Source organism: Citrobacter sp. RHBSTW-00029, assembly GCF_014104295.1.
Lineage (GTDB): Bacteria > Pseudomonadota > Gammaproteobacteria > Enterobacterales > Enterobacteriaceae > Citrobacter > Citrobacter youngae.
Map to the genome: position 1 here is coordinate 1,782,459 of NZ_JABXRT010000001.1, position 20,067 is coordinate 1,802,525.

At 53.4% G+C, this 20,067-nt stretch carries 21 protein-coding genes and 1 pseudogene; 7 read left to right on the forward strand and 15 right to left on the reverse strand.

Annotation, left to right across the window (positions count from 1 at the left end):
* Nucleotides 1-17: 17 nt before the first annotated feature.
* From HV041_RS08770 to HV041_RS08795, 6 genes are read right to left on the reverse strand one after another with little or no spacing between them, the layout of a single operon-like run.
* On the reverse strand, nucleotides 18-788 hold the full coding sequence (locus HV041_RS08770; protein ID WP_121584646.1) for a 3-hydroxybutyrate dehydrogenase: 771 nt from the start codon (nucleotides 786-788) through the stop codon (nucleotides 18-20).
* An 11-nt stretch (nucleotides 789-799) separates the two neighbouring features.
* Entirely contained in the window at nucleotides 800-2,194 is a 1,395-nt protein-coding gene (locus HV041_RS08775; protein ID WP_197081310.1) for a GntP family permease, read from the reverse strand.
* A gap of 37 nt (nucleotides 2,195-2,231) precedes the next feature.
* A complete protein-coding gene (locus HV041_RS08780) occupies nucleotides 2,232-3,155 on the reverse strand; it encodes a 3-hydroxyacyl-CoA dehydrogenase family protein (protein WP_121584645.1) in 924 nt (307 codons plus the stop codon).
* Nucleotides 3,145-4,350: an acetyl-CoA C-acetyltransferase gene (locus HV041_RS08785; protein WP_048211656.1), complete on the reverse strand. Its 1,206-nt coding sequence runs from the start codon at nucleotides 4,348-4,350 to the stop codon at nucleotides 3,145-3,147. The genes HV041_RS08780 and HV041_RS08785 overlap by 11 nt, the downstream gene beginning before the upstream one ends.
* A gap of 10 nt (nucleotides 4,351-4,360) precedes the next feature.
* The gene (locus HV041_RS08790; protein WP_121584644.1) at nucleotides 4,361-5,017 is read right to left on the reverse strand and encodes a CoA transferase subunit B; all 657 of its coding nucleotides are present in this window, start codon (nucleotides 5,015-5,017) and stop codon (nucleotides 4,361-4,363) included.
* A gap of 2 nt (nucleotides 5,018-5,019) precedes the next feature.
* Complete coding sequence (locus tag HV041_RS08795) at nucleotides 5,020-5,727, reverse strand: CoA transferase subunit A (RefSeq protein WP_048211658.1); 708 nt, start codon at nucleotides 5,725-5,727, stop codon at nucleotides 5,020-5,022.
* A gap of 142 nt (nucleotides 5,728-5,869) precedes the next feature.
* Here HV041_RS08795 and HV041_RS08800 point away from each other — a divergent pair, with 142 nt between their 5' ends.
* A complete protein-coding gene (locus tag HV041_RS08800; protein WP_165712935.1) occupies nucleotides 5,870-6,760 on the forward strand; it encodes a LysR family transcriptional regulator in 891 nt (296 codons plus the stop codon).
* 10 nt (nucleotides 6,761-6,770) lie between these two features.
* Here the strand turns inward: HV041_RS08800 and HV041_RS08805 are convergent, their stop codons facing one another.
* From HV041_RS08805 to HV041_RS08835, 7 genes are read right to left on the reverse strand one after another with little or no spacing between them, the layout of a single operon-like run.
* On the reverse strand, nucleotides 6,771-7,712 hold the full coding sequence (locus HV041_RS08805) for an ABC transporter ATP-binding protein (protein ID WP_121584643.1): 942 nt from the start codon (nucleotides 7,710-7,712) through the stop codon (nucleotides 6,771-6,773).
* Complete coding sequence (locus HV041_RS08810; protein ID WP_048211661.1) at nucleotides 7,705-8,691, reverse strand: ABC transporter ATP-binding protein; 987 nt, start codon at nucleotides 8,689-8,691, stop codon at nucleotides 7,705-7,707. Before HV041_RS08810 ends, HV041_RS08805 begins: the two co-directional genes overlap by 8 nt.
* Nucleotides 8,688-9,584, reverse strand: a complete 897-nt coding sequence (gene ddpC, locus HV041_RS08815) for a D,D-dipeptide ABC transporter permease (RefSeq protein ID WP_115602049.1) — start codon at nucleotides 9,582-9,584, stop codon at nucleotides 8,688-8,690. The genes HV041_RS08810 and ddpC overlap by 4 nt, the downstream gene beginning before the upstream one ends.
* The gene (locus HV041_RS08820; RefSeq protein ID WP_061067898.1) at nucleotides 9,581-10,603 is read right to left on the reverse strand and encodes an ABC transporter permease; all 1,023 of its coding nucleotides are present in this window, start codon (nucleotides 10,601-10,603) and stop codon (nucleotides 9,581-9,583) included. Before HV041_RS08820 ends, ddpC begins: the two co-directional genes overlap by 4 nt.
* A gap of 44 nt (nucleotides 10,604-10,647) precedes the next feature.
* Nucleotides 10,648-12,210 (reverse strand): ABC transporter substrate-binding protein, encoded by a 1,563-nt coding sequence (locus HV041_RS08825; protein ID WP_121584642.1) that lies wholly within the window; start codon nucleotides 12,208-12,210, stop codon nucleotides 10,648-10,650.
* A 15-nt stretch (nucleotides 12,211-12,225) separates the two neighbouring features.
* Complete coding sequence (gene ddpX / locus HV041_RS08830) at nucleotides 12,226-12,813, reverse strand: D-alanyl-D-alanine dipeptidase (RefSeq protein WP_048211665.1); 588 nt, start codon at nucleotides 12,811-12,813, stop codon at nucleotides 12,226-12,228.
* Between the two features lie 14 nt (nucleotides 12,814-12,827).
* The gene (locus tag HV041_RS08835) at nucleotides 12,828-13,694 is read right to left on the reverse strand and encodes a MurR/RpiR family transcriptional regulator (RefSeq protein ID WP_048211666.1); all 867 of its coding nucleotides are present in this window, start codon (nucleotides 13,692-13,694) and stop codon (nucleotides 12,828-12,830) included.
* A 399-nt stretch (nucleotides 13,695-14,093) separates the two neighbouring features.
* On the opposite strand from HV041_RS08835, the gene hdeB reads away from it, so the two are divergent.
* From hdeB to HV041_RS08850, 3 genes are all read left to right on the forward strand, one after another.
* Nucleotides 14,094-14,423, forward strand: a complete 330-nt coding sequence (gene hdeB / locus HV041_RS08840; RefSeq protein ID WP_005122660.1) for an acid-activated periplasmic chaperone HdeB — start codon at nucleotides 14,094-14,096, stop codon at nucleotides 14,421-14,423.
* A 155-nt stretch (nucleotides 14,424-14,578) separates the two neighbouring features.
* Nucleotides 14,579-16,522 carry a methyl-accepting chemotaxis protein gene (locus tag HV041_RS08845; RefSeq protein WP_061067896.1) on the forward strand — a complete coding sequence of 648 codons (1,944 nt, stop codon included), beginning with the start codon at nucleotides 14,579-14,581 and terminating at the stop codon, nucleotides 16,520-16,522.
* An 87-nt stretch (nucleotides 16,523-16,609) separates the two neighbouring features.
* Nucleotides 16,610-17,128 (forward strand): hypothetical protein, encoded by a 519-nt coding sequence (locus tag HV041_RS08850; protein ID WP_121584641.1) that lies wholly within the window; start codon nucleotides 16,610-16,612, stop codon nucleotides 17,126-17,128.
* Here HV041_RS08850 and HV041_RS08855 read toward each other — a convergent pair.
* Nucleotides 17,125-18,372 (reverse strand): glycoside hydrolase family 10 protein, encoded by a 1,248-nt coding sequence (locus tag HV041_RS08855; protein WP_249424107.1) that lies wholly within the window; start codon nucleotides 18,370-18,372, stop codon nucleotides 17,125-17,127. The two genes, HV041_RS08850 and HV041_RS08855, sit on opposite strands and share 4 nt — an antisense overlap.
* 131 nt (nucleotides 18,373-18,503) lie before the next feature.
* Entirely contained in the window at nucleotides 18,504-18,788 is a 285-nt protein-coding gene (locus HV041_RS08860; RefSeq protein WP_101742196.1) for a VF530 family protein, read from the reverse strand.
* Nucleotides 18,789-18,969: 181 nt separating this feature from the next.
* Between HV041_RS08860 and HV041_RS25050 the strand changes: the two are divergent.
* The 3 genes and pseudogenes from HV041_RS25050 to HV041_RS08870 all read left to right on the forward strand — a co-directional run.
* Nucleotides 18,970-19,101, forward strand: a pseudogene (locus tag HV041_RS25050) (GNAT family N-acetyltransferase); the annotation flags it as partial.
* A 140-nt stretch (nucleotides 19,102-19,241) separates the two neighbouring features.
* Nucleotides 19,242-19,532: a hypothetical protein gene (locus tag HV041_RS08865; RefSeq protein WP_182294167.1), complete on the forward strand. Its 291-nt coding sequence runs from the start codon at nucleotides 19,242-19,244 to the stop codon at nucleotides 19,530-19,532.
* A gap of 10 nt (nucleotides 19,533-19,542) precedes the next feature.
* Entirely contained in the window at nucleotides 19,543-20,064 is a 522-nt protein-coding gene (locus HV041_RS08870; RefSeq protein ID WP_182294168.1) for a hypothetical protein, read from the forward strand.
* Nucleotides 20,065-20,067 lie beyond the last annotated feature (3 nt).

Consider the following 20,067-nt stretch of genomic DNA (forward strand, 5'->3'; position numbering starts at 1 on the left):
TCCGGCACCCGAGGGTATTACTGCGCCACCCAGCCGCCATCCATATTCCACGCTACGCCGCGCACCTGCGCTGCGCCGTCGGAGCACAGAAATAGCGCCAGCTCACCCAACTGTTCCGGCGTGACAAATTCGCGTGACGGCTGCTTTTCCGCCAGCAGAGCGTCACGCACCGCAGCGGGCTCTGCACCATCAGCAATACGTTTGTCGATCTGCTGTTGGACCAACGGGGTCAACACCCAGCCGGGACACAGTGCATTGCAGGTGATTCCCGTCTGCGCGGTTTCAAGCGCAATGGTTTTGGTTAAACCCACCACGCCATGCTTCGCTGCCACATAAGCAGATTTGTCTTTTGAGGCCACCAGACCATGAACAGAGGCGATATTGATGATGCGTCCCCAGTTACGCGTACGCATGCCGGGAAGCGCCAGGCGCGTGGTATGAAAAACAGAAGAGAGGTTAATGGCGATAATCGCGTTCCACTTATCAACCGGAAAAGTCTCTACCGGTGAAACGTGCTGGATCCCGGCATTGTTGACCAGAATATCCACACCACCGAATTCGCTTTCGGCATAACGCATCATGTCGGCAATTTGCGCTTCATCGCTTAAGTCCGCACCATGATAGCCTGGCGTTTTGCCATATTGCGCAACGGCATCTTTGGCGGCATCGACATCACCAAATCCGTTAAGGATCAGCGTCGCGCCCGCCTGCGCCAGTACCTGCGCGATGCCTAATCCGATACCGCTGGTAGAGCCGGTAACCAGGGCAACTTTTCCCGTTAAGTTCATGATGATTCTCCTTAAACAATACCGGTGGTGTAGAAAACGCCGATCACAAACAGCACGGCCAGGCTTTTGATTACGGTGATGGCAAAAATCCCGCCGTACGCCTGACGATGGCTGAGGCCGGTAATCGCCAGCAGGGTAATGACCGCGCCGTTATGTGGCAGAGTGTCCATGCCGCCGCTTGCCATCGATGCGACGCGGTGGAAGACTTCAAGTGGAATATTGGCGGCATGGGCGGCAGCAATGAACGTATCAGACATCGCCGCGAGCGCAATACTCATCCCGCCGGATGCCGAGCCGGTGATCCCGGCAAGCGTGGTAATGCTGATCGCTTCATTGAGCAACGGATCGGGAATCGCAGCCAGCGCTTTTGACAACACCAGAAATCCCGGCAGGGCGGCGATAACCGCGCCAAAACCGTATTCTGATGCGGTATTCATCGCGGCCAGGATAGCGCCGCCAACCGCCGTTCGGCTGCCTTCCGCCAGGCGACCTTTTATATTGCGATAGCCGAACACCACCACCAGCAGGATCCCCGATATCAATGCCGCTTCTACCGCCCAAATAGCCGTAATTTTCCCCACTTCAGTGGTAATAGGTTTGGCAAGCCCCGGGAGTTCCAATTGATGCGTTGCGCCATACCACTGCGGGATCCAGCGGGTAAACAGCAGGTTAAACACACCCACCAGGATCAGCGGAGAAATAGCAATAATCGGGTTTGGCAGGTTAATGTTATCCGGCGTCTCCGGCTCGTTTAACAGCTCAGTGCCATAGCCTTCATTTTTAGCCTGCGCTTTCCGACGCTGGCGCTCGAGGTACATCAGGCCAACAAAGATAATAAAGAGCGAGCCAATCAGCCCCAGCCACGGCGCGGCCCAGGCGTTAGTCCCAAAGAAGCTGGTTGGAATGATGTTCTGGATCTGCGGCGTCCCTGGCAGGGCATCCATCGTGAAAGAGAATGCCCCCAGCGCCACGGTTGCCGGGATCAGGCGCTTCGGAATATTACTTTGACGGAACAGTTCAGCCGCGAACGGATACACCGCAAAGGCCACTACGAACAGCGACACACCGCCGTAGGTCAGGAGAGCACATACCAGCACAATCACCGGAATGGCGTGACGACGTCCGAGAATGTTGATGGCAGCAGCAACGATTGAACGGGAAAAACCGGATAACTCGATTAACTTGCCAAACACCGCTCCCAGCAGGAACACCGGGAAGTAAAGCTTTACAAAACCGACCATTTTTTCCATAAACAGACCGGTGAAGGCGGGGCCGACGGCGCTCGGTTCCGTAAGCAGAACAGCACCTAATGCCGCGATGGGGGCAAACAGGATAACGCTGTATCCGCGATAGGCTGCCAGCATCAGCAAGCCCAGCGCTGCCAGGGCGATTAATACACTCATCATGACTCCTTATTATTATAGTGGGGTACAGAAAGAGACGTTATGGCTTCAGGGCAAAGCGCAGTTGATGTTCACGGCGTTGCTGGATGTATTCCTTGCGCGAATCATCCCAGCGATAAAACCCCTGACCACTGCGCAAGCCGGTGTCGCCGTTGGCAACCTTGTCAGCAACAAGTGACATCATGTCGCTGCCGGTGGCCAGCTCCGGGAGCAGATGGCGGCAAATATCCTGCACGGTGGACAGTCCTGTCATATCAGCCGCCTCCAGCGGACCGACCATCGCATAGCGACGCCCGAGGGAGGCGCGCATCACCTGATCCACCACTTCCGCGCTGGCGATCCCACTTTTGACGATATGTAGCGCTTCACGCAGCAGTGCGAATTGCAAACGGTTACCGACAAACCCCGGTGCGGCGCGATCGAGCACCACCGCTTCCAGTTGCATCGAGAGCAACAGACGTTGCAACTCGCTGAGATATTCCGGTTTCGTTGCTGAACCCGGCACAATTTCAACCAGCGGAATAAAGTGGGGGGGATGCCAGAAATGGGCGATCAGCAACCGTTCGGGGTGGGTGAGTTTTTCTGCCAGCGCATCCGGCGGCAGGCCACTGGTATTACTGGCGATCACCGCATCTGGGGCGATTAATGCTTCCAGTTGTGCATACAGTGCGTGTTTGAGCTCGAGTCGTTCCGGGATCGCTTCAATCAGTAATTGCGCGGTGGCGATATCCTGCAGCGAAGTCGTACCGTGCAAGCGACTCAGAACCGACGCTTTTTCCTCTGCGTGAAACTGCTCAGTCGCGATCAGCTCATCGAGAATGCTCCCGGCAACGGCGTTAATTTCAGCAATCCGGTCGCTATCGGTATCAAATAGCCAGATATTATGGCCAAAACGGGCAAAGTGAGTGGCAATGCCGACGCCCATTAAACCCGCGCCCAGGACGCTAAAGTGATTATTTTGCATGCTGTTCTCCTGTTGAACGCTCTACCGCCAGCGCAACGCCCTGACCGCCGCCTACGCACAGCGTAGCCAGCCCTTTGGTCGCGTTACTGCGCGCCATTTCATGTAACAGGGTCACCAGAATGCGGCAGCCAGAGGCGCCAATCGGATGACCCAGCGCAATCGCACCGCCGTTTACGTTCACCCGGTCGCTGTCCCAGTTCAGGGATTCGCCAACCGCCAGCGCCTGTGCGGCGAAGGCTTCGTTGGCTTCAATGAGATCGACATCATTCAACGTCCAGCCCGCTCGCTTCAGGCACTGGAGTGACGCCTCTACCGGCCCAATGCCCATAATGGCCGGGTCGACACCGGAAACGGCGTAACCCGCCACCCGGGCAAGAACCGGCAGCTTAAGTTCTGTTGCTTTGGCGGCGCTCATCAGCATCACCGCCGCCGCGCCGTCGTTGATTGATGAGGCGTTCCCTGCGGTCACTGTGCCATTACCAGGACGAAAAGCCGGTTTCAGTTGTGCCAGTTTCTCCGCCTGAGTATCCGGGCGCGATTGTTCATCACGCTCAACCAAACGTGGTGGTTTTTTCCCTTGTGGAACACTGACCGGCGTGATTTCTGCATTGAATCGACCGGCTTCAATTGCCGCCGCGGCTTTCTGCTGAGACTGCAGCGCAAAGGCATCCTGCTGCTCGCGACTGATAACGAATTTATCCGCCAGATTTTCTGCAGTAATACCCATGTGGTAGTCGTTAAACGCATCCCACAACCCGTCGTGTACCACGCTGTCTTTCAGACTGGCATGCCCCAGACGCAGACCCGAGCGTGCGCCGTCGAGAAAATAGGGCGCATTGCTCATGCTTTCCTGGCCTCCGGCAATGATGATGTCCGCATCACCGCAGCGGATAGCCTGCACCGCCTGTTGCACCGCTTTCAGACCTGAACCACATACCAGATTGATGGTTAGCGCAGGGACCGTCACCGGCAAGCCAGCCCGTAATGCTGTCTGTCTAGCCGGATTCTGGCCGCTGCCCGCCGTCAGAACCTGCCCCAGGATCACCTCGTCAATTTGCTCCGGCGCGACGGCGGTTTTTTCCAACAGAGAGCGGATCACCACTGCCCCTAGTTCCACGGCACTGAGCGGTGCCAGCGCCCCGTGGAAACTGCCAATGGGTGTGCGCGTTGCGGCGACAATAACAACATCCTGCATGGTCAGTTCCTCAGCTAAATTGCATTTCGGGGACGTTTTCGGGAACGATCAGCTTGCCGGCTGTTCTGGCGACAATCTCATCCACACTGATGCCCGGCGCACGTTCGCGCAGAATGAACGCGCCATCGGTGATCTCCAGTAACGCCAGGTCGGTAAGCACGCGTTTAATGCAGGCCACGCCGGTTAATGGCAGAGTGCAGGCGGGGAGCAGCTTGGACTCACCGTTTTTGGACGCATGCGTCATCACCACAATGATGTTTTCAGCCCCGGCCACCAGGTCCATCGCGCCACCCATGCCTTTCACCATTTTTCCGGGGATCATCCATGAGGCGATATTGCCGTTAACATCCACTTCAAACGCGCCGAGCACCGTCAGGTCAACGTGACCGCCGCGGATCATGGCGAAAGATTGCGCCGAGTCGAAGATCGCCGCGCCTTTGCGCGCCGTCACGGTCTGTTTACCGGCGTTGATCATGTCAGCATCAATTTCGTCTTCGGTCGGAAACGGGCCCATCCCCAGCAGACCGTTCTCCGACTGGAGCATCACGTCCATACCATCGGGAATATAATTGGCCACTAAAGTTGGAATACCGATCCCAAGGTTGACGTAATAACCGTCGCGCAGTTCCCGGGCGACACGCATCGCCATTTGTTCACGTGTTAACATGGTCAGGCTCCTTTCTGGCGCAGGGTGCGTTGTTCAATGCGTTTTTCAAACTGCCCCTGAATGATGCGGTTTACGAAAATTCCCGGGGTATGAATTGCGGCGGGATCCAGCTCGCCGGGAGGGACAATTTCTTCGACTTCCACGACGGTAATACGCCCGGCGGCGGCCATCAGTGGATTAAAATTCTGTGCGGTGTGGCGATAAATAACGTTGCCGTACCAGTCGGCTTTCCAGCCTTTGACCAGCGCAAAATCACCGGTAATCGCCTGTTCCATAATGTAAGGACGGCCGTCAAATTCACGTACCTCTTTGCCTTCGGCGACGGGTGTACCGTATCCTGTGGCGGTGAAAAACGCCGGGATCCCTGCGCCACCGGCACGTAACTGCTCAGCCAGCGTGCCCTGTGGGGTCAGAATGGCTTCCAGTTCACCGCTCAGTACCTGCTTTTCAAACAGCGCATTTTCGCCAACATAGGACGCTACCACTTTACGTACCTGACGTGTTTCCAGCAGCACACCGAGGCCAAAACCATCCACGCCGCAGTTGTTTGAAACGACGGTCAGTCCCTGAACCTCCCGACGGCGTACTTCGGCAATCAGGTTTTCAGGAATGCCGCATAAGCCAAAACCGCCCGCCAGCAGCGTCATATTGTCGGTCAGCCCTGCCAGCGCCTCTTGATACGTGGCGACACGTTTATCCAGTCCAGCCATACACTTGTCCCTCCAGTTGTCCTTGCCGACATCATTGGGGGTGAAAAATGATTTGTTAATTTTAAATTTGTGACTAACTCATTGGGTTTTTTTATCAATTTAATGTTAATTAAAGGTATTCAATAGGTTAAAGGAATGCGAAATGAGAATGAGCATCAAACAGTTACGCGCGTTTTTAGCGGTAGCTCACACTCTGAATTTTGCTCATGCCAGTGAAAGACTGAATATGTCGCAGCCCGCATTAAGCCTGGCGATTAAAGGGCTTGAGGACTCGCTGGGCGGGGCGTTACTGTTGAGAACCACCCGCAAAGTGACCCTGACGCAGGAAGGAGAAACGCTGCTGAATATGGGGCGACAACTGCTGGCGGACTGGGAGAATACGGAAGAAGCAATGCGCCAGCGCTTTACACTGCAACGCGGTAAAATCTCCATTGCTGCCATGCCTTCGTTTGCGGCTAACGTCCTGCCACAGGTACTGAAAACCTTTCGGGATTGCTATTCCGGTATTAACGTGACGGTTCACGATGTGATCAACGAACAGGTCATTGAAATGGTGAGTGAAGGGCGGGTGGAGATGGGGATCGCCTTCGAGCCTGATTATTCAGGGCAACTGCACTTCACGCCGCTCGGTGTCGATCGTTTTGTGGCGATCGTCCCGCCAACATCCAGGCTGGCGGGGCGAGAGCGTATTGCGTGGCGCGAACTGCTGACGCTGGATTTTATTACGCTGCAACGCCCATCTGCCGTGCGCCTGATGCTGGAAGAACAACTGGTGCAAAGCGGACATACGCTGGACGTGGCGCTGGAAAGCCATCAACTGGTGACCGTTGGCCGTATGGTGGCAAACGGATTAGGCGGCAGCGCAGTTCCCGCACTGTGTCGAACACAAATGACGGAACTTGGCGCAACCTGTATAGAGCTTGACGGTCCCGTGATCCAGCGGCGGATCGGGGTGCTGCGTTCGGCACACCATAAATTATCAACCGCGTCGGGAATGCTGGTGGACGCGCTGAAAAAGGCGTATCTCGCCTGAAAATGCGCAGTCAGAAGATGTCAATGGCCCGCCAACAACGAACTTCGCGTCCGGCTTCATTTTTCAGTAATGTCTGTTTTTTTTCACATCCGTGGGTTGCCAGCGGGCATCTGTCGCGGAAAAAACAGCCTTGCGGTAGCGTCCTGTTGCCGGGGAGTTCGGTTTTACGCAGGACCAGGTCTTCAGCCAGCGGCGTACCCGTTTTAGGCACCGAATCCAGCAACAGACGGGTGTAAGGATGCGCCGGATGCGAGAGAACCTGTTGCGCATCGCCCAGCTCAACAATTTGCCCAAGGTACATCACCGCCACGCGGTCGCTCATATGCCGTACGACCGATACGTTATGCGATATCAGCACAAAAGTCAGATTCCGGCGTGCCTGCAATGCAACCAGCAGATTGAGGATTTGCGCCTGTACCGAAATATCCAGTGCCGACGTCGGCTCATCAAGGACGATCACATCCGGCTCCGATGACAGCGCGCGGGCGATGGCAATACGCTGACGCTGTCCACCGGAAAAGGCATGCGGCAGGCGATCGAGGTATTCCGGACGAATCCCTACCTGTCGAGCCAAATCCTCGGCCAGGGCGCGGCGTTCGCGTTCAGGGCTACGCTTTTGGATCCATACCGGTTCAGTGATTATTCGCCATACCGGCAAGCGCGGATCCAGGGATGAAAGCGGGTCCTGAAAGACCATTTGCATACCGTTGTGTTGCTTGCCACCGCCGCAAGAATAGTGCCCCTGGCTCGGTTTGAGCATCCCCATCAGCAGTTGTGCCAGCGTACTTTTACCGCAGCCGGATTCGCCAACAATCCCCAGCGTTTCCCCCTGGCGGATTTGTAAATCCAGACCGTTGAGTGCATGCACCCGCTCTGTTACTTTGCCGAGCCAGTTTTTTCGCGCGGGGAAGTTAATATGAACATCCTGCAGGTCCAGTAAAATATCAGACATGTGTCGTCTCCAGTTGTGGGTACCAGCAGGCGGATTGTTGATCCGCACCGCCCTGGCTGCATAAATCAGGTGTTTCTTCACAGCGAGGCCCCGCGGCAAAGCAGCGATCGCGGAACGCACATCCGACGGGTAAACAGGTTAAATTCGGTACGGTACCCGGAATCGCGGGGAGCAAAGCACGCGGTTCACCGTGCTCAGGCGCACACTTCAGGAGGCCAATAGAGTAGGGATGTGTGGGGTGCTGAATAACGGTTTGCGTCGGGCCGCTTTCAATCACGCTCCCGGCATACATAACGTATAACCGGTCACACAATTGCGAGACGACGGCCATATCATGGCTGATAAACAACACGGCGGTACCGCTGGCCCGCGCTTTACGCTTCAGTAAGCGCAGCACCTGAAGCTGTACCGTGACATCCAGCGCGGTGGTGGGTTCATCGGCAATGATCAGGTCTGGCTCACAGGAAAACGCGAGCGCAATCATCACGCGCTGACGCATCCCCCCAGAAAGCTCAAACGGGAAGCGGGACATTACTTCCGGGGCATCCGGGATTTGCATTTCTTCCAGTAACGCAATGGCTTTCTGCCGGGCATCCGTGCGGCTCAATGCCTGATGGTGACGGATGACCTCCACCATTTGCTGGCCGATTCGTCGTGTTGGATTCAACGCCGTCATCGGCTCCTGGAAAATCATCGCCACGCGCTGGCCGCGCCACTGGCGCATTTGTTTTTCGCTGGCAGTTAAAACATCTTCACCCAACAGCGTAACGCGCCCCTGATGGATACGATAGCTTCCTTCGGGTAACAGACGCATGGCGAGCATGGCCGTGACGGATTTCCCTGAGCCAGACTCACCAACCACGCCGACAATTTCACCCCGGTTGATATGCAGCGACACATGATTCAGCGCATGCACATCCGCTTTATAACCGGGGAAGCTCAGATGTAAATTCTCGATCTCCAGGACAGGTTGTGTCATGACTGTTTTCCTCCGGCTTTCGGATCCAGCAGATCGCGAATACCATCACCAAAGAGATTAAAGCCCACGGCGGTAATCAGAATGGCGGCACCAGGAAATGCGCAATACCACCACTGGTCAAGCACGTAGTTTCTACCAATTGCCACCATTGCGCCCCATTCAGCGCTGGGTTGTTGGGCGCCGAGGCCAATAAATCCGAGCGTGGCGGCCATCAGGATCGCACTGCCAATATCCAGTGATGCCTGCACAATCAGCGGGGGAAGTGAATTGCGTAAAATATGCCAGCTGATCAGATGCCAGCGTGATGCACCATAGGTTCGCGCGGCCTGTACATAAGTAAACTGACGAACGACCAACGTTTGACCGCGGGCGAGGCGTACATAGAAAGGAATACGCACAATCGCAATCGCCAGCATGGCGTTGAACAGGCTTGGCCCTAATGCAGCGGCCAGTGCCATTGTCAGTACCAGCGAAGGAATGGACAGCATAACATCCATCATACGCATGATGATCGCATCGGCACGTCCGCCCATCACGCCAGACAGGCATCCCAACAGCGAGCCCAGCCCGCCAGCGATACCCACCACCACCAGACCGGCGACAATTGACTGCTGACTTCCGACCAGGACGCGGCTGAACAGATCACGACCCACTTCATCGGTGCCAAACCAGTGGCTGGCCGACGGTGGCAACAGGCGAGCGGTCAGATCGATGGCGTTAGGATCGTAAGGGGTGATCCACGGAGAGAGCACCATTAACAGTAGCATCAGTACAATAATGACGCCGCCAATCAGCGTCAGCGGGCTGCTTTTCATCATCCAGAACAATTTGGCCCAGTCCGTGCGACGGCGGGCGGTCTGCGGGACCGCTGGTGTTTCTTGTGTGAGCATCATTGTGCGCCTCCACGTCCAATTCGAGGATCTACCCACAGATAGAGCAAATCCACCACCAGGTTAACCAGCACATAGGCGAAGGAGACCACCACGGCAAATCCCATCACGGCCGGGAAATCAAGCGCCTGAATAGAGGTCACAACCCAGGCGCCCATGCCCGGCCAGGCAAAGACCGTTTCGGTCAGTACCGCGCCATAGAGCAGATCGCCCAGGGCCAGACCCAGCACGGTTATTGACGGAATCAACGCATTCGGCAGTGCATAACACAAAATGATGTACCAACCCGGTAAACCACTGGCACGCGCGGTGCGGATATAATCTTCGCCCAGTTGTTCCAGCATGGCGGAGCGAATCTGTCGGGCAACGATCCCTAAGTGCACAAAGGCCAGCGTCAGCGACGGCAGGATCAGGTGCTGCAGCGCATTGAAAAAGACCTCGGCGTTGCCTTCCAGTAGCGCATCAACCAGATAAAAACCGGTGACGTGCGTGGGGGGATCGAGCCAGTCATCAAGCCGTCCGCCGCCGGGTAAAATCTGCAAATGGCCATAAAACAGCACGATAACGCCGAGGCCCAACCAGAATGCCGGGGTCGAAATACCGGTGATCGCCATCAGGCGGACGAGGTGGTCGAGCCAACGGTTGCGCCAGACAGCAGACAGAATACCCAGCGGGATACCGATGATCAGCGCCAGCAGCAGAGAGCAGAAGGCCAATTCAAGAGTGGCAGGGAAGAATACGCGCAGTTCATCCAGCACCGGACGGCCGGTGCGAATGGATGTGCCTAAATCACCCTGAAAAATATCGCTGACGTAACGGAAAAACTGAATATACAGCGGCTGATTCAGTCCCAGCTGTTGGCGAATATTTTCGACAATTTCATCACTGGCGCGATCGCCGGCCAGCAGCCGTGCAGGGTCGCCCGGGATCAGGTGTGAAATAATAAAAGTGATTACACAGACACCGGCAACCACCAGGATAAGTCCCCAGCATCGCTGGCGTAAAATGCTCCAGAAGGTCATTGGCTTCCCCTTGCGGAGCCAAATCGGCTCCGCATTAATGTGGTTTATTTACTCATGGTGGCGATATTGAAGACCTGTTCCAGCATGGGGTTGAAGACAAAACCTTTGACGTCTTTATTCATCGCCAGCTGGTAGTTTTTCTGGAATAAATAGACGTAAGCCGCTTCATCAATGACGATGGTTTGCGCCTGCTGGTAATCATTGGTTCTGGCGACCTGGTCGGTGGTGGCCAGCGCGCTGCGCAGCAACTTATCGACCTCACTGTTTTCATAGAATGAACGGTTACCCGGCAAGCCTTTCTTATCCGACTCGAACCAGTAGTTCATGAACATGTACGGGTCAGCAAAGTCCGGGCTCCAGTTACCGATGGCAATGTCATAGTCACCTTTACCGACGCGATCGCGCATGGTGGCATTCGCCAGTTTTTCCAGTTTCACCTTAATACCTAACTTGCCGAGGCTGGCCTGAGTGGAGAGCGCAATTGGCTCCCAGTTAGGATCGTTATCGGAATACAGGAAGCTCAGGGTTTCGGGTTTGTTGGCAACGTTACCTAATGCTTCTTTTGCTTTCGCTTCATCAAAGCTGTACTGCATGGCCTTGTCATCAAAACCCCACATCCCCTCAGGAATGGGGCCACGCATCTGCTTGCCGTTACCGCTGAGGATCCCATTTACCATGCCTTTATAATCGGTGGCCCACGAGATGGCGCGGCGCAAATCCACCTGACTGAGCGGCGCTTTACTGTTATTCAGATACAGATAGGTCACGCGCAACGAGGGATAATCCGCCACGTTGACTTTACCTTCCTGTTTGAGAGCAGCAAGCTGGTCAACAGGAAGCGCATCGGCAATGTCGATATCGCCACGGGACAGTTGCAAACGACGGGAAGCGCTTTCTCCGATGATCTTGACCGATACGCGTTTAAACGTGGGTTTAGGGCCGGAATAATGTGGGTTGGGTACCAGTACCAGTTGTTGTCCTTTTTGCCAGCTCTTCAACATGAAGGGACCAGACCCGGCCGTATTTTGTGCCAGAAATCCACGGGCATCATCAGCGGCATGCTCTTTTAAAATCGCCGGGTTGATAATTGAGGCGCCGTCATTTGCCAGCGTATATAAGAACGGCGCGAATGGTTGGTTAAGGGTAAATTTCACCGTGTTGTTGTCGATGGCATCAACTTTCAGATCTTTCGGAAATGCCTCAGCCGGCCCTTGACCGATCTTGAGCAAGCGCTCAAAAGATTGTTTTACTGCATCAGCGGTCACTGGCGTGCCGTCGGCGAATTTTGCATCGCTTTTCAGGGTAAAGACCCATTCTTTTTGGTCATCAGACGCTTTCCAGCCGCTGGCCAAATCACCTTCAACTTCCGTGGAACCTTTGCCGCCCTCTGTTTTGTACTGAACCAAACGCTGATATGAGGGATAGGTCACCGTCCAGTCGTTGTTATCGATTGTTACAGCGGGGTCGAGCGTTTGTGGATCGGCGGCTTTACCGATAACCAGCATATCTTTAGGGACGGCGGCCTGTGCGGCAGGCAAAGCGACCGTCAGCGCAACGGCTAACAGAGCGGGGCGAAAAAACGAGGTTAACGCAGGTGTAGTCTTCATAACCAGGCTCCAGAATTAAAGGGGATGTTGTGTTGTTATAGACGTGACAGTGTAACAAGATATTTGATCGTCCAGCAGCGGGTAACGCGCGGCATTTGGCAGTTCGAAATGCCACCACTCGCTGTTGATGCCGACAAAACCGCCGCCGAACATGATGGCATTGAGCAGCAGTCGATTACGCTGCGCAGCCGGAGGAACTGAAGGGTGCCAGGCATGGGAACGGTCATGCATTTCATCAAAACCAGCCCCCATATCGAGCACATTACCGCGAGCATCCATCAGCGTGACGTCAATGGCCGTACCCCGGCTGTGATTCGAACCGATCGCCACATCCACCACATACTGCGGATCCGGACAGGCATTCCACAGTATCGCCTGCGCCTGCTGTGGGCGGTATGCGTCATACACCACCAATGACAAACCCGCCAACTGCGCGATGCTGATGCTTTTAGCCAGTGCAGTGACGGCCTCGGAATGCAGCAGGCAGCGCGCTTCCTGGTAGATGGGCGCACCGGTAATGTTATCGGCTGTAGCGTATTTCAGGTCGATATGCAGTGACGGGAAAATCACCGACAAATCGACCAGTTCTGGGGTATCTGACATAGCACGTTTCCTGTTTATTGTTCGAATTGACCAAATTGTTGTTGTAACTGGCGGTTAGTTTGCAGGCGTCCCGCGAGGGAGTCGCCCAGTTGCGCCACCACCGCGGAGAGTAATAAGTTGAACAGGCAACTTACCGGAGCAAGTGAATCCCAGAAGTGCCCGGTATCCGTTTTCACCTGAAGTAAATCAATGGCATAGTCTCTGGCCCAGGGGCACCATACATCCGTGATTAACGCGAGAGGAATGCCGCGCTCACTGGCAACGCGGCAATATTGTCGGGATGTCGCCGAGTAAGCGCGCGTATCGGTGATCACGACATAAGGTTGATTAAATCCCGAGTTCAGCGACTCAACCCAGCTACCGGAAAGCCCTTCGGAGTAACTCACTTTCGGGCGCAGATATTCCAGATGGCTAAAAAAGGCGTTAGCGATCCCGCGGGTGGACTGGATCCCAAGGATATAAACGGCTTCTGCCTGCGCCAATTGCTGCGCAATACGTAAAAATGTCTCGCTTTGCGCCAGTTGGTAGACGTGGGTGATAGCGTCAATCTCCAGCAACAGCGACTGTTGTGCGCGGTCAGGTAGATTTTGCTGCTGGTGCCAGGAGTCCAGGCGCTCGTTCATTCCCCAGGGCTGATAGGGAATAGCCGGTATTTCACGCAGGCTGGCTTTCGCATCTTCCAGGTTACGAAACCCGAGTTTACGCAGGTAGCGCCCGACGGTAATGCCACTGGTTCCTGCTGCTTTCGCGATGCCGTCTGCCGTTTCAAAAGGGATCTGTGCAGCGTGCGCTAACAACCAACCGGCAACGCGCTTTTCGCTGGGCGTTAGCTGGCTAAAGGTCCTTTCTATGCGGGCAAATAACTCAGGTTTTGATGTCATTACCATCTCGCTGTTAGTTGTTTGTCAGATACCGCGTCACTGTTACCGGATTAACAATGCAGGACGCGTGCCAGGTCGGCGACAGCGCTGCGTCGGGGTTCTTTGTTAAAAAATATCAATTTTCATTAACTAATGATCAACATTTGTGCAGCGTAGTTCAGTTTTGGTGCAACGGTAGGGTAAGTGAGGGATGAATCTGCTGATTTCGTCGTAACGATCACATTGTGTGCAACATTTCTTATCAGACATCAGAATCAGTAATGTGAAATATAAATTTCAGCCATATCGATGGCCGTAATCTTTATTCCTATGACGGTGGGAGTATTATTTTTTGCGAACTACATTAACGGTTTAAAGCGCAAGTGTAGATATTATCTGGATTATAAATGGAGTACTACAATGAATAAATTCTCCCTTTCTACAGCAGGCATCCTGGTCGCAGCGCTGTTAACCAGTGTAAGCGTCAATGCAGCAACTGATAACGCTAAAACTGAAGTCACTCCGAAAGGCATGAGCTGCCAGGAGTTTATTGATTTGAACCCGCAAACTATGGCTCCGGTTGCTTTCTGGGTACTGAATGAAGACGAAGACTTCAAAGGCGGCGACTTCGTTGACTATAACGAAACCATCACTACAGCTGTGCCTCTGACCGTTGAACTTTGCAAAAAACATCCGCAAAGTGAATTAAGTAAAATAAAAGAAGAAATCAAAAAAGAATTATCTAAATAAGATTAGCGATGTATTAAAACCCAGCCTGAGTGCTGGGTTTTGCTATATGTGACAACGTCACTTATTTATTTCGTAATACTTAAGAAAACGTTATAAAGATATAAACTCCTGTGCCGATACTGGGTAAAAGTTAGCCTTTTGCAGAAGGAGTTTGTATGGCCTGGTATCCTACTCGTATTTCAACGCGGTTAACCATTGGCGGCATCCTGCTGCTTGCGGTGACCACCCTTGTTATTGTTGCAATTATGCTCTGGCGTGGTCAGCCACGTGTCGTCGAAATCAATACCGCTCTGATAGAAGAAACAGGGCAAGGTTTAACCCGTCAACTGAGTACTGTGCTATCCCGAATCGAGGGCGAAACCGTCAGTCTGTCACGACTGGCCGAAGTACTGCCTAATGATGAGTCTTTGTATCAAAGCGTGGTTCCACACCTGATTGGCGAAGACAGCCACTCAATTATTACCGGCGGCGGGATCTGGCCAGAGCCAAACGCGTTTACCCCGGGAGTAGATAAACGTAGCTTTTTCTGGGCGCGCAATGCTGAGGGCAAGCTTGATTTTTCGAATGATTATAATGCCGAAGGATCTGCCGGTTATCACAATGAAAGTTGGTATCAGCATGCCAAAGGTCACTCACAGAACAGTTGCCTGTGGTCTGATGTTTACCAGGATGCCAGTTCCGGCGTGAACATGGTGACGTGCAGTATTCCGTATCAATTAGCCGGCAAGTTTGCCGGTGTGGCCACCACCGATATTCGTCTGGATAACGTAGCGACCTTTATGCAGCAGCAAGGCAACAGCACCGGCGGCTACGCATTTGTGGTTGATAAACAGGGGCAGATCCTCTATTTCCCCCAGGCCGATCAGACAAAATACAAAACCTTTAGCGATCTGGCGCAAAGCGCACACTGGCTGGCTCCGGTAGAAGCCGGGCTGAAATCGCTGCGCGCGACTGATGGCGTGAAAACCATCACGCTGGAAAGCGATAACGTACTGAATGCTCCGTCACGCGTAATGTTGTTCCCGATGGCTGATACTGGCTGGGTCGTAGGGCTGGTGACACCGGAAACGCGCATCGTTGGCCTCGCCAAAGTCATGATGCAGGATGTGCTGGAAGTGCTGATCCCGATTATGACCGTGTTGCTGGTAGGATCATGGCTGGTGGTGCGTCGCTTGATCTCTCGTCTCGATGATACACGTCGCGCACTCGATGATATCGCACAGGGTGAAGGCGATCTTACCCGACGTCTGGATGTTAGAGGTAAAGATGAGATTTCAGATATCGCGGAAGCCTTTAACCTGTTCGTCGATAAAATTTCCGCCATTCTGATCACCGTCAGAAGCAGTAGCGTGGTGGTAGCCAATAACGCCGTCAGCCTGGCCGACAGTAACATGGAGCTTTCTTCACGGGTAACTCAGCAGGCGGCTGCGCTGGAAGAGAGCTCGGCCGCGATGGAACAATTAAATGCGACCGTTCATCAAAATGCGAGCAACACGCAACTGGCAGATGAACTTTCCGACAACACTGCGCAAACGGCGAATCGCTGTGGCGACGTGATGCAAGGTGTGATCTCGACAATGGATAACGTCAGTGCCTCGTCCGGTAGAATGGTGGAAATTGTAGCCGTCATCGACAGTATTGCATTCCAGACCAATATCCTGGCGCTGAACGCCGCCGTTGAAGCCGCCAGAGCAGGGGATGCAGGCAGAGGATTTGCGGTTGTTGCCTCTGAAGTTCGTACCCTGGCACAGCGCAGTGCCACTGCAGCCCAGGAAATCAAAGCGTTGATTGATGAGTCCGTTTCGCATGTTGGCAGCAGCAGCCAGCAAATCCACAATGCAGGTGAGCGCCTGGAAGAGCTGGTCAACAACGTGCGTCAGGTTAGCCAACTGATGGGGGAAATCCGTGTCGCGGGTGACGAGCAACGTAAGGGCGTTTCCGAAGTCACGCTCGCCGTCACCGAAATGGACAGCACCGTGCAGCAAAACGCATCGTTGATTGATGATGCCGCCACGCGAACCCAGGTACTGAAAGAAGAGGCGGAACAATTAGCGCTACTGGTTTCCTCCTTCAAATTGCCGGAGCCTTCAGCGGCCTGACCCCCACGTAAAGTATCCGGGGGCATCGTCTGCACCCGGATAACTCCAGGCTACACTTAACGTAGTTAACACGTCGGGAGCCGGAGTATGGCTGAGTTTGTCGTAGCGATGCTGGTGCACACACCAGTGTGGGTGTATGTCTTGTTGGTCTTCCTGTTATTTCGGGGGATTAAAGCCAGGATACCCGCTACCGTTACGTTGGAAAAGCTGGCACTGATCCCGGCGCTCTTTCTTTTTTGGGATATTTACGATTTAGTCACTTACCGCGATCAGTCCATCAGTACGTATCTGCAGTGGATGGTTGGTATTATTAGCGGCGCGATAGTGGGCTATATGTTGATAAACCCCGGTCGTCTGACACGCAGTAGCGCACCACGCAGCATTCATCGCCCGGCAGATTACTCTGCATTACCGTTCATGATGTTGGCCTTTGGCATCAAATATGTACAAGGTGTATTGAATGCTATCGCTCCCGATATTTTACGCCAGCCGGTAATGAGCGCGTTGGCAATTATTACCGGTGGCGTGCTCGCCGGGGTGTTTATCGGGAAATTTATCCGCTACGTCAGCGTTTATCTCCGGTCACCAGCCCCCGGCAATACTTAGCGTCCCCAACGGTCACGAATATAGGTCACGGCTTCCTGGGTTTGCGGTTGGTTAAGATAGTCCTCTCGAAACAAGATAGTGCCATTAATATTCGGTTCGGACTCGTTCAGATCGAGTTGTTTTTTAAGCTCCGGCACACCGCCTTGTATCGTCCAGTCTGGTTCTTTTCGCGACGGCTCACCCACTTTATACAGCGCCACGCCAATATACAGGCGGGTATTGGTGGATTTCACCACGCCAGCCCACCATTTTGCCAGTACATCATAACGCGCCGCATCACGGGCGAAAGGCCAGTACAGCTGTGGTGCGATGTAATCCAACAGACCTAATTGCACCCAGCGCCGGGTATCGGCATACGATTCATCATACGCTGCCGCACCACGGGTGTCGGAGCCTGCCGGATCGTGGGAGCGATTACGCCACACGCCTGCAGGACTGACGCCAAACTCCACGTCAGGCTTAAGCTTTTTGATGGTCTGTGAAACCTGTTCGATCAGCCGTTGCGTGTTATGACGTCGCCAGTCCGCTTTTGAATCAAAACCCTGGCCATACCGTCTGAAAGTCTGGCTGTCGTTAAGCGCCGAACCCGGCGATTCGGTATAGAAGTAGTCGTCAAACTGCACGCCATCCACCGGATAATTCTCAACGACTTCCGCCACGATGCTGGTTATCCAGTCGCGCACGTCAGGAATACCCGGGTCCAGTACAAAACGGTCACCCGATGTACGGATCCAGTCCCGATGCAGAACATAAACGCTGGACGGGTTCTGCGACAGCGTGCGGTTTAATTCTGCGACCGTTGAAGGCTTCGTATTGACGGAGACACGGTAGGGGTTAAACCAGGCATGAACTTTCATCCCGCGTTTGTGCGCCTCATCGAGCATAAATTGCAACGGATCGTAACCAGGATCCTGGCCGATGGTGCCGGTCAGAGTGTCTGACCAGGGGAGAATTTTGGATTGCCACAGCGCAGTGCCGTCCGGTTTCACCTGGAAAAAAACGGTATTGATCCCAAGACGTTTCAGATTATCCAGCTTATCCGTCAGCGCTTTTTGCTGCTGGCTGATGCGGATGGCGGGCGAACTGATGTTTACGGATGAGACTGGCGGCCAGTCCAGACGGGAAACCGTTGCCAGCCAGATACCACGAACCGGTTCTTTGCTCTGTTGCGGCGTTGTGACCGGGGGGTGAGGGTTAACCTTCGGCCCTGGCGGTTGTGAAGAGCAACTGCCAAGTAACAGCATACTGCCAACCAGTGCAGCGAACCATTTCACGTTGGTTAACGGTAGCGAGTTGCGGGAACGGGCGAGCAGAGTCGCCAGTTTTTTCTGATAATGACCTGAAAAAAACCGGATGCTGACATCGAATTTTGCTCTTATTTTTTCTTGTTGCGGCTATTAGCCCAGGGATCAATAGCAGGAGCGGTGGGTTCTGGTGCAACGTCATGCAAAGAATCAAGATACAGTGCTTCAACTTCTGCTCGCGCCCACGGCGTACGACGCAGAAACTTCAAACTGGATTTAACGCTCGGTTCATTTTTAAAACAGTTGATGTTTATCCGTTGGCCAAGTTCAGCCCAACCATAACGATTAACCAGGGCATTGACCTGCATTTCAAGCGTCACGCCATGTAAGGGGTCTTTAGAAATGTGAGCATTCATATGAAGTCCAGTTCGGTGGTTCCAGATTTTGTCAGTTGCACGAGCGCAAGGTTACAAGAAAGCAAGGCGACCAGCAATGGTATAAACCGGCATAGCACGGTGAATGAGTACCAGGCCAGCAATGTGCGCGCAGTACTTGAAACAGGCGAAAGAGAAGGGCGAAGTGACTATTCCCAGCGACCTGGCTAATGATGTCTGTACGCAAGGTCATAGTTTTGGAAAATGGCTGCTTAATGATGTTGTATTGCGCATTTCTAACTTAGCTGATCAAGTGGGTATCAAGGCCATCATGGAGCATGCCATTGATGACAATGGCCCGGGCCTTCTATGCGTATTTTGTAATGGGGGGAACCCGTAGAGGGTTATGAGTCAGGTACGCATTGATTTGATTTAACATAATATACATTCGGTAGAGCGATAACACGTAGTCCATAGATATTATGGGTGAATGTTATGGCTATATTGAGTGTGAAGTTAACCAAAACCAGCAACACACAGCATGTTGTTAATGCTTTACTCTTGATTTGTTGCCGAATGGGTGAGGGTGGTAACACCGCTCATCTTTTCGGCGATGAAGTGTCTGATATATCACCTCGCCAAAATGTTCAGTCTTTACCTGAACGCACAGCAAAAATCCTCTCCGAAATATCACGTCGCGGCCTGCTTTTTCACGTAGCGCCGCACGGAAAAAATCACGGCATTTTCATTGCCACACATCCCAAGAATCTCAGCCGAAACGCATAGGAGGCGCATCATGCGTGATTTTGCTCTGATTTTCCGGCATGCGTGGGAACTGGCAAGAAAGGGGGCTGAGACGTTTGGCGGCTCTGCCCGTGATTACTTTCGTGAGTCACTTTTGTTGGCTTACAACCAGTTAAAACGAAATGTAACAGCGAAAGACCTCGTTAAAATTATGACAGGTCGTTACATGTCAATGAGCCAAATCCGAGAAGAAGTTAACGCTAAATTTAAAAAGCAAACTGCAAAGAACATCGCCCGTAGAATTTGGAACATGTTCCGCTCTCCCTATGTGGAAATAGAGAAGATCAAATGTGAATCTACTGGAAAATATCTTTATCACCTGAAACATGCAAAAAAAAACTTCTTTGTAAGCGGGGCGATTACTCGCGCCCTGAAATCAGCACGACAAGAAAAGAAGAAGGCTATAAAACCGCGTCCAGCAATGTCAAAGGACGAAATTAACTCTTGTCGTATGGCTAATGCTTTTCATAAAGCGCTTTCAACCGGGATATACATTCCACCTAACTTAATTTGAGAA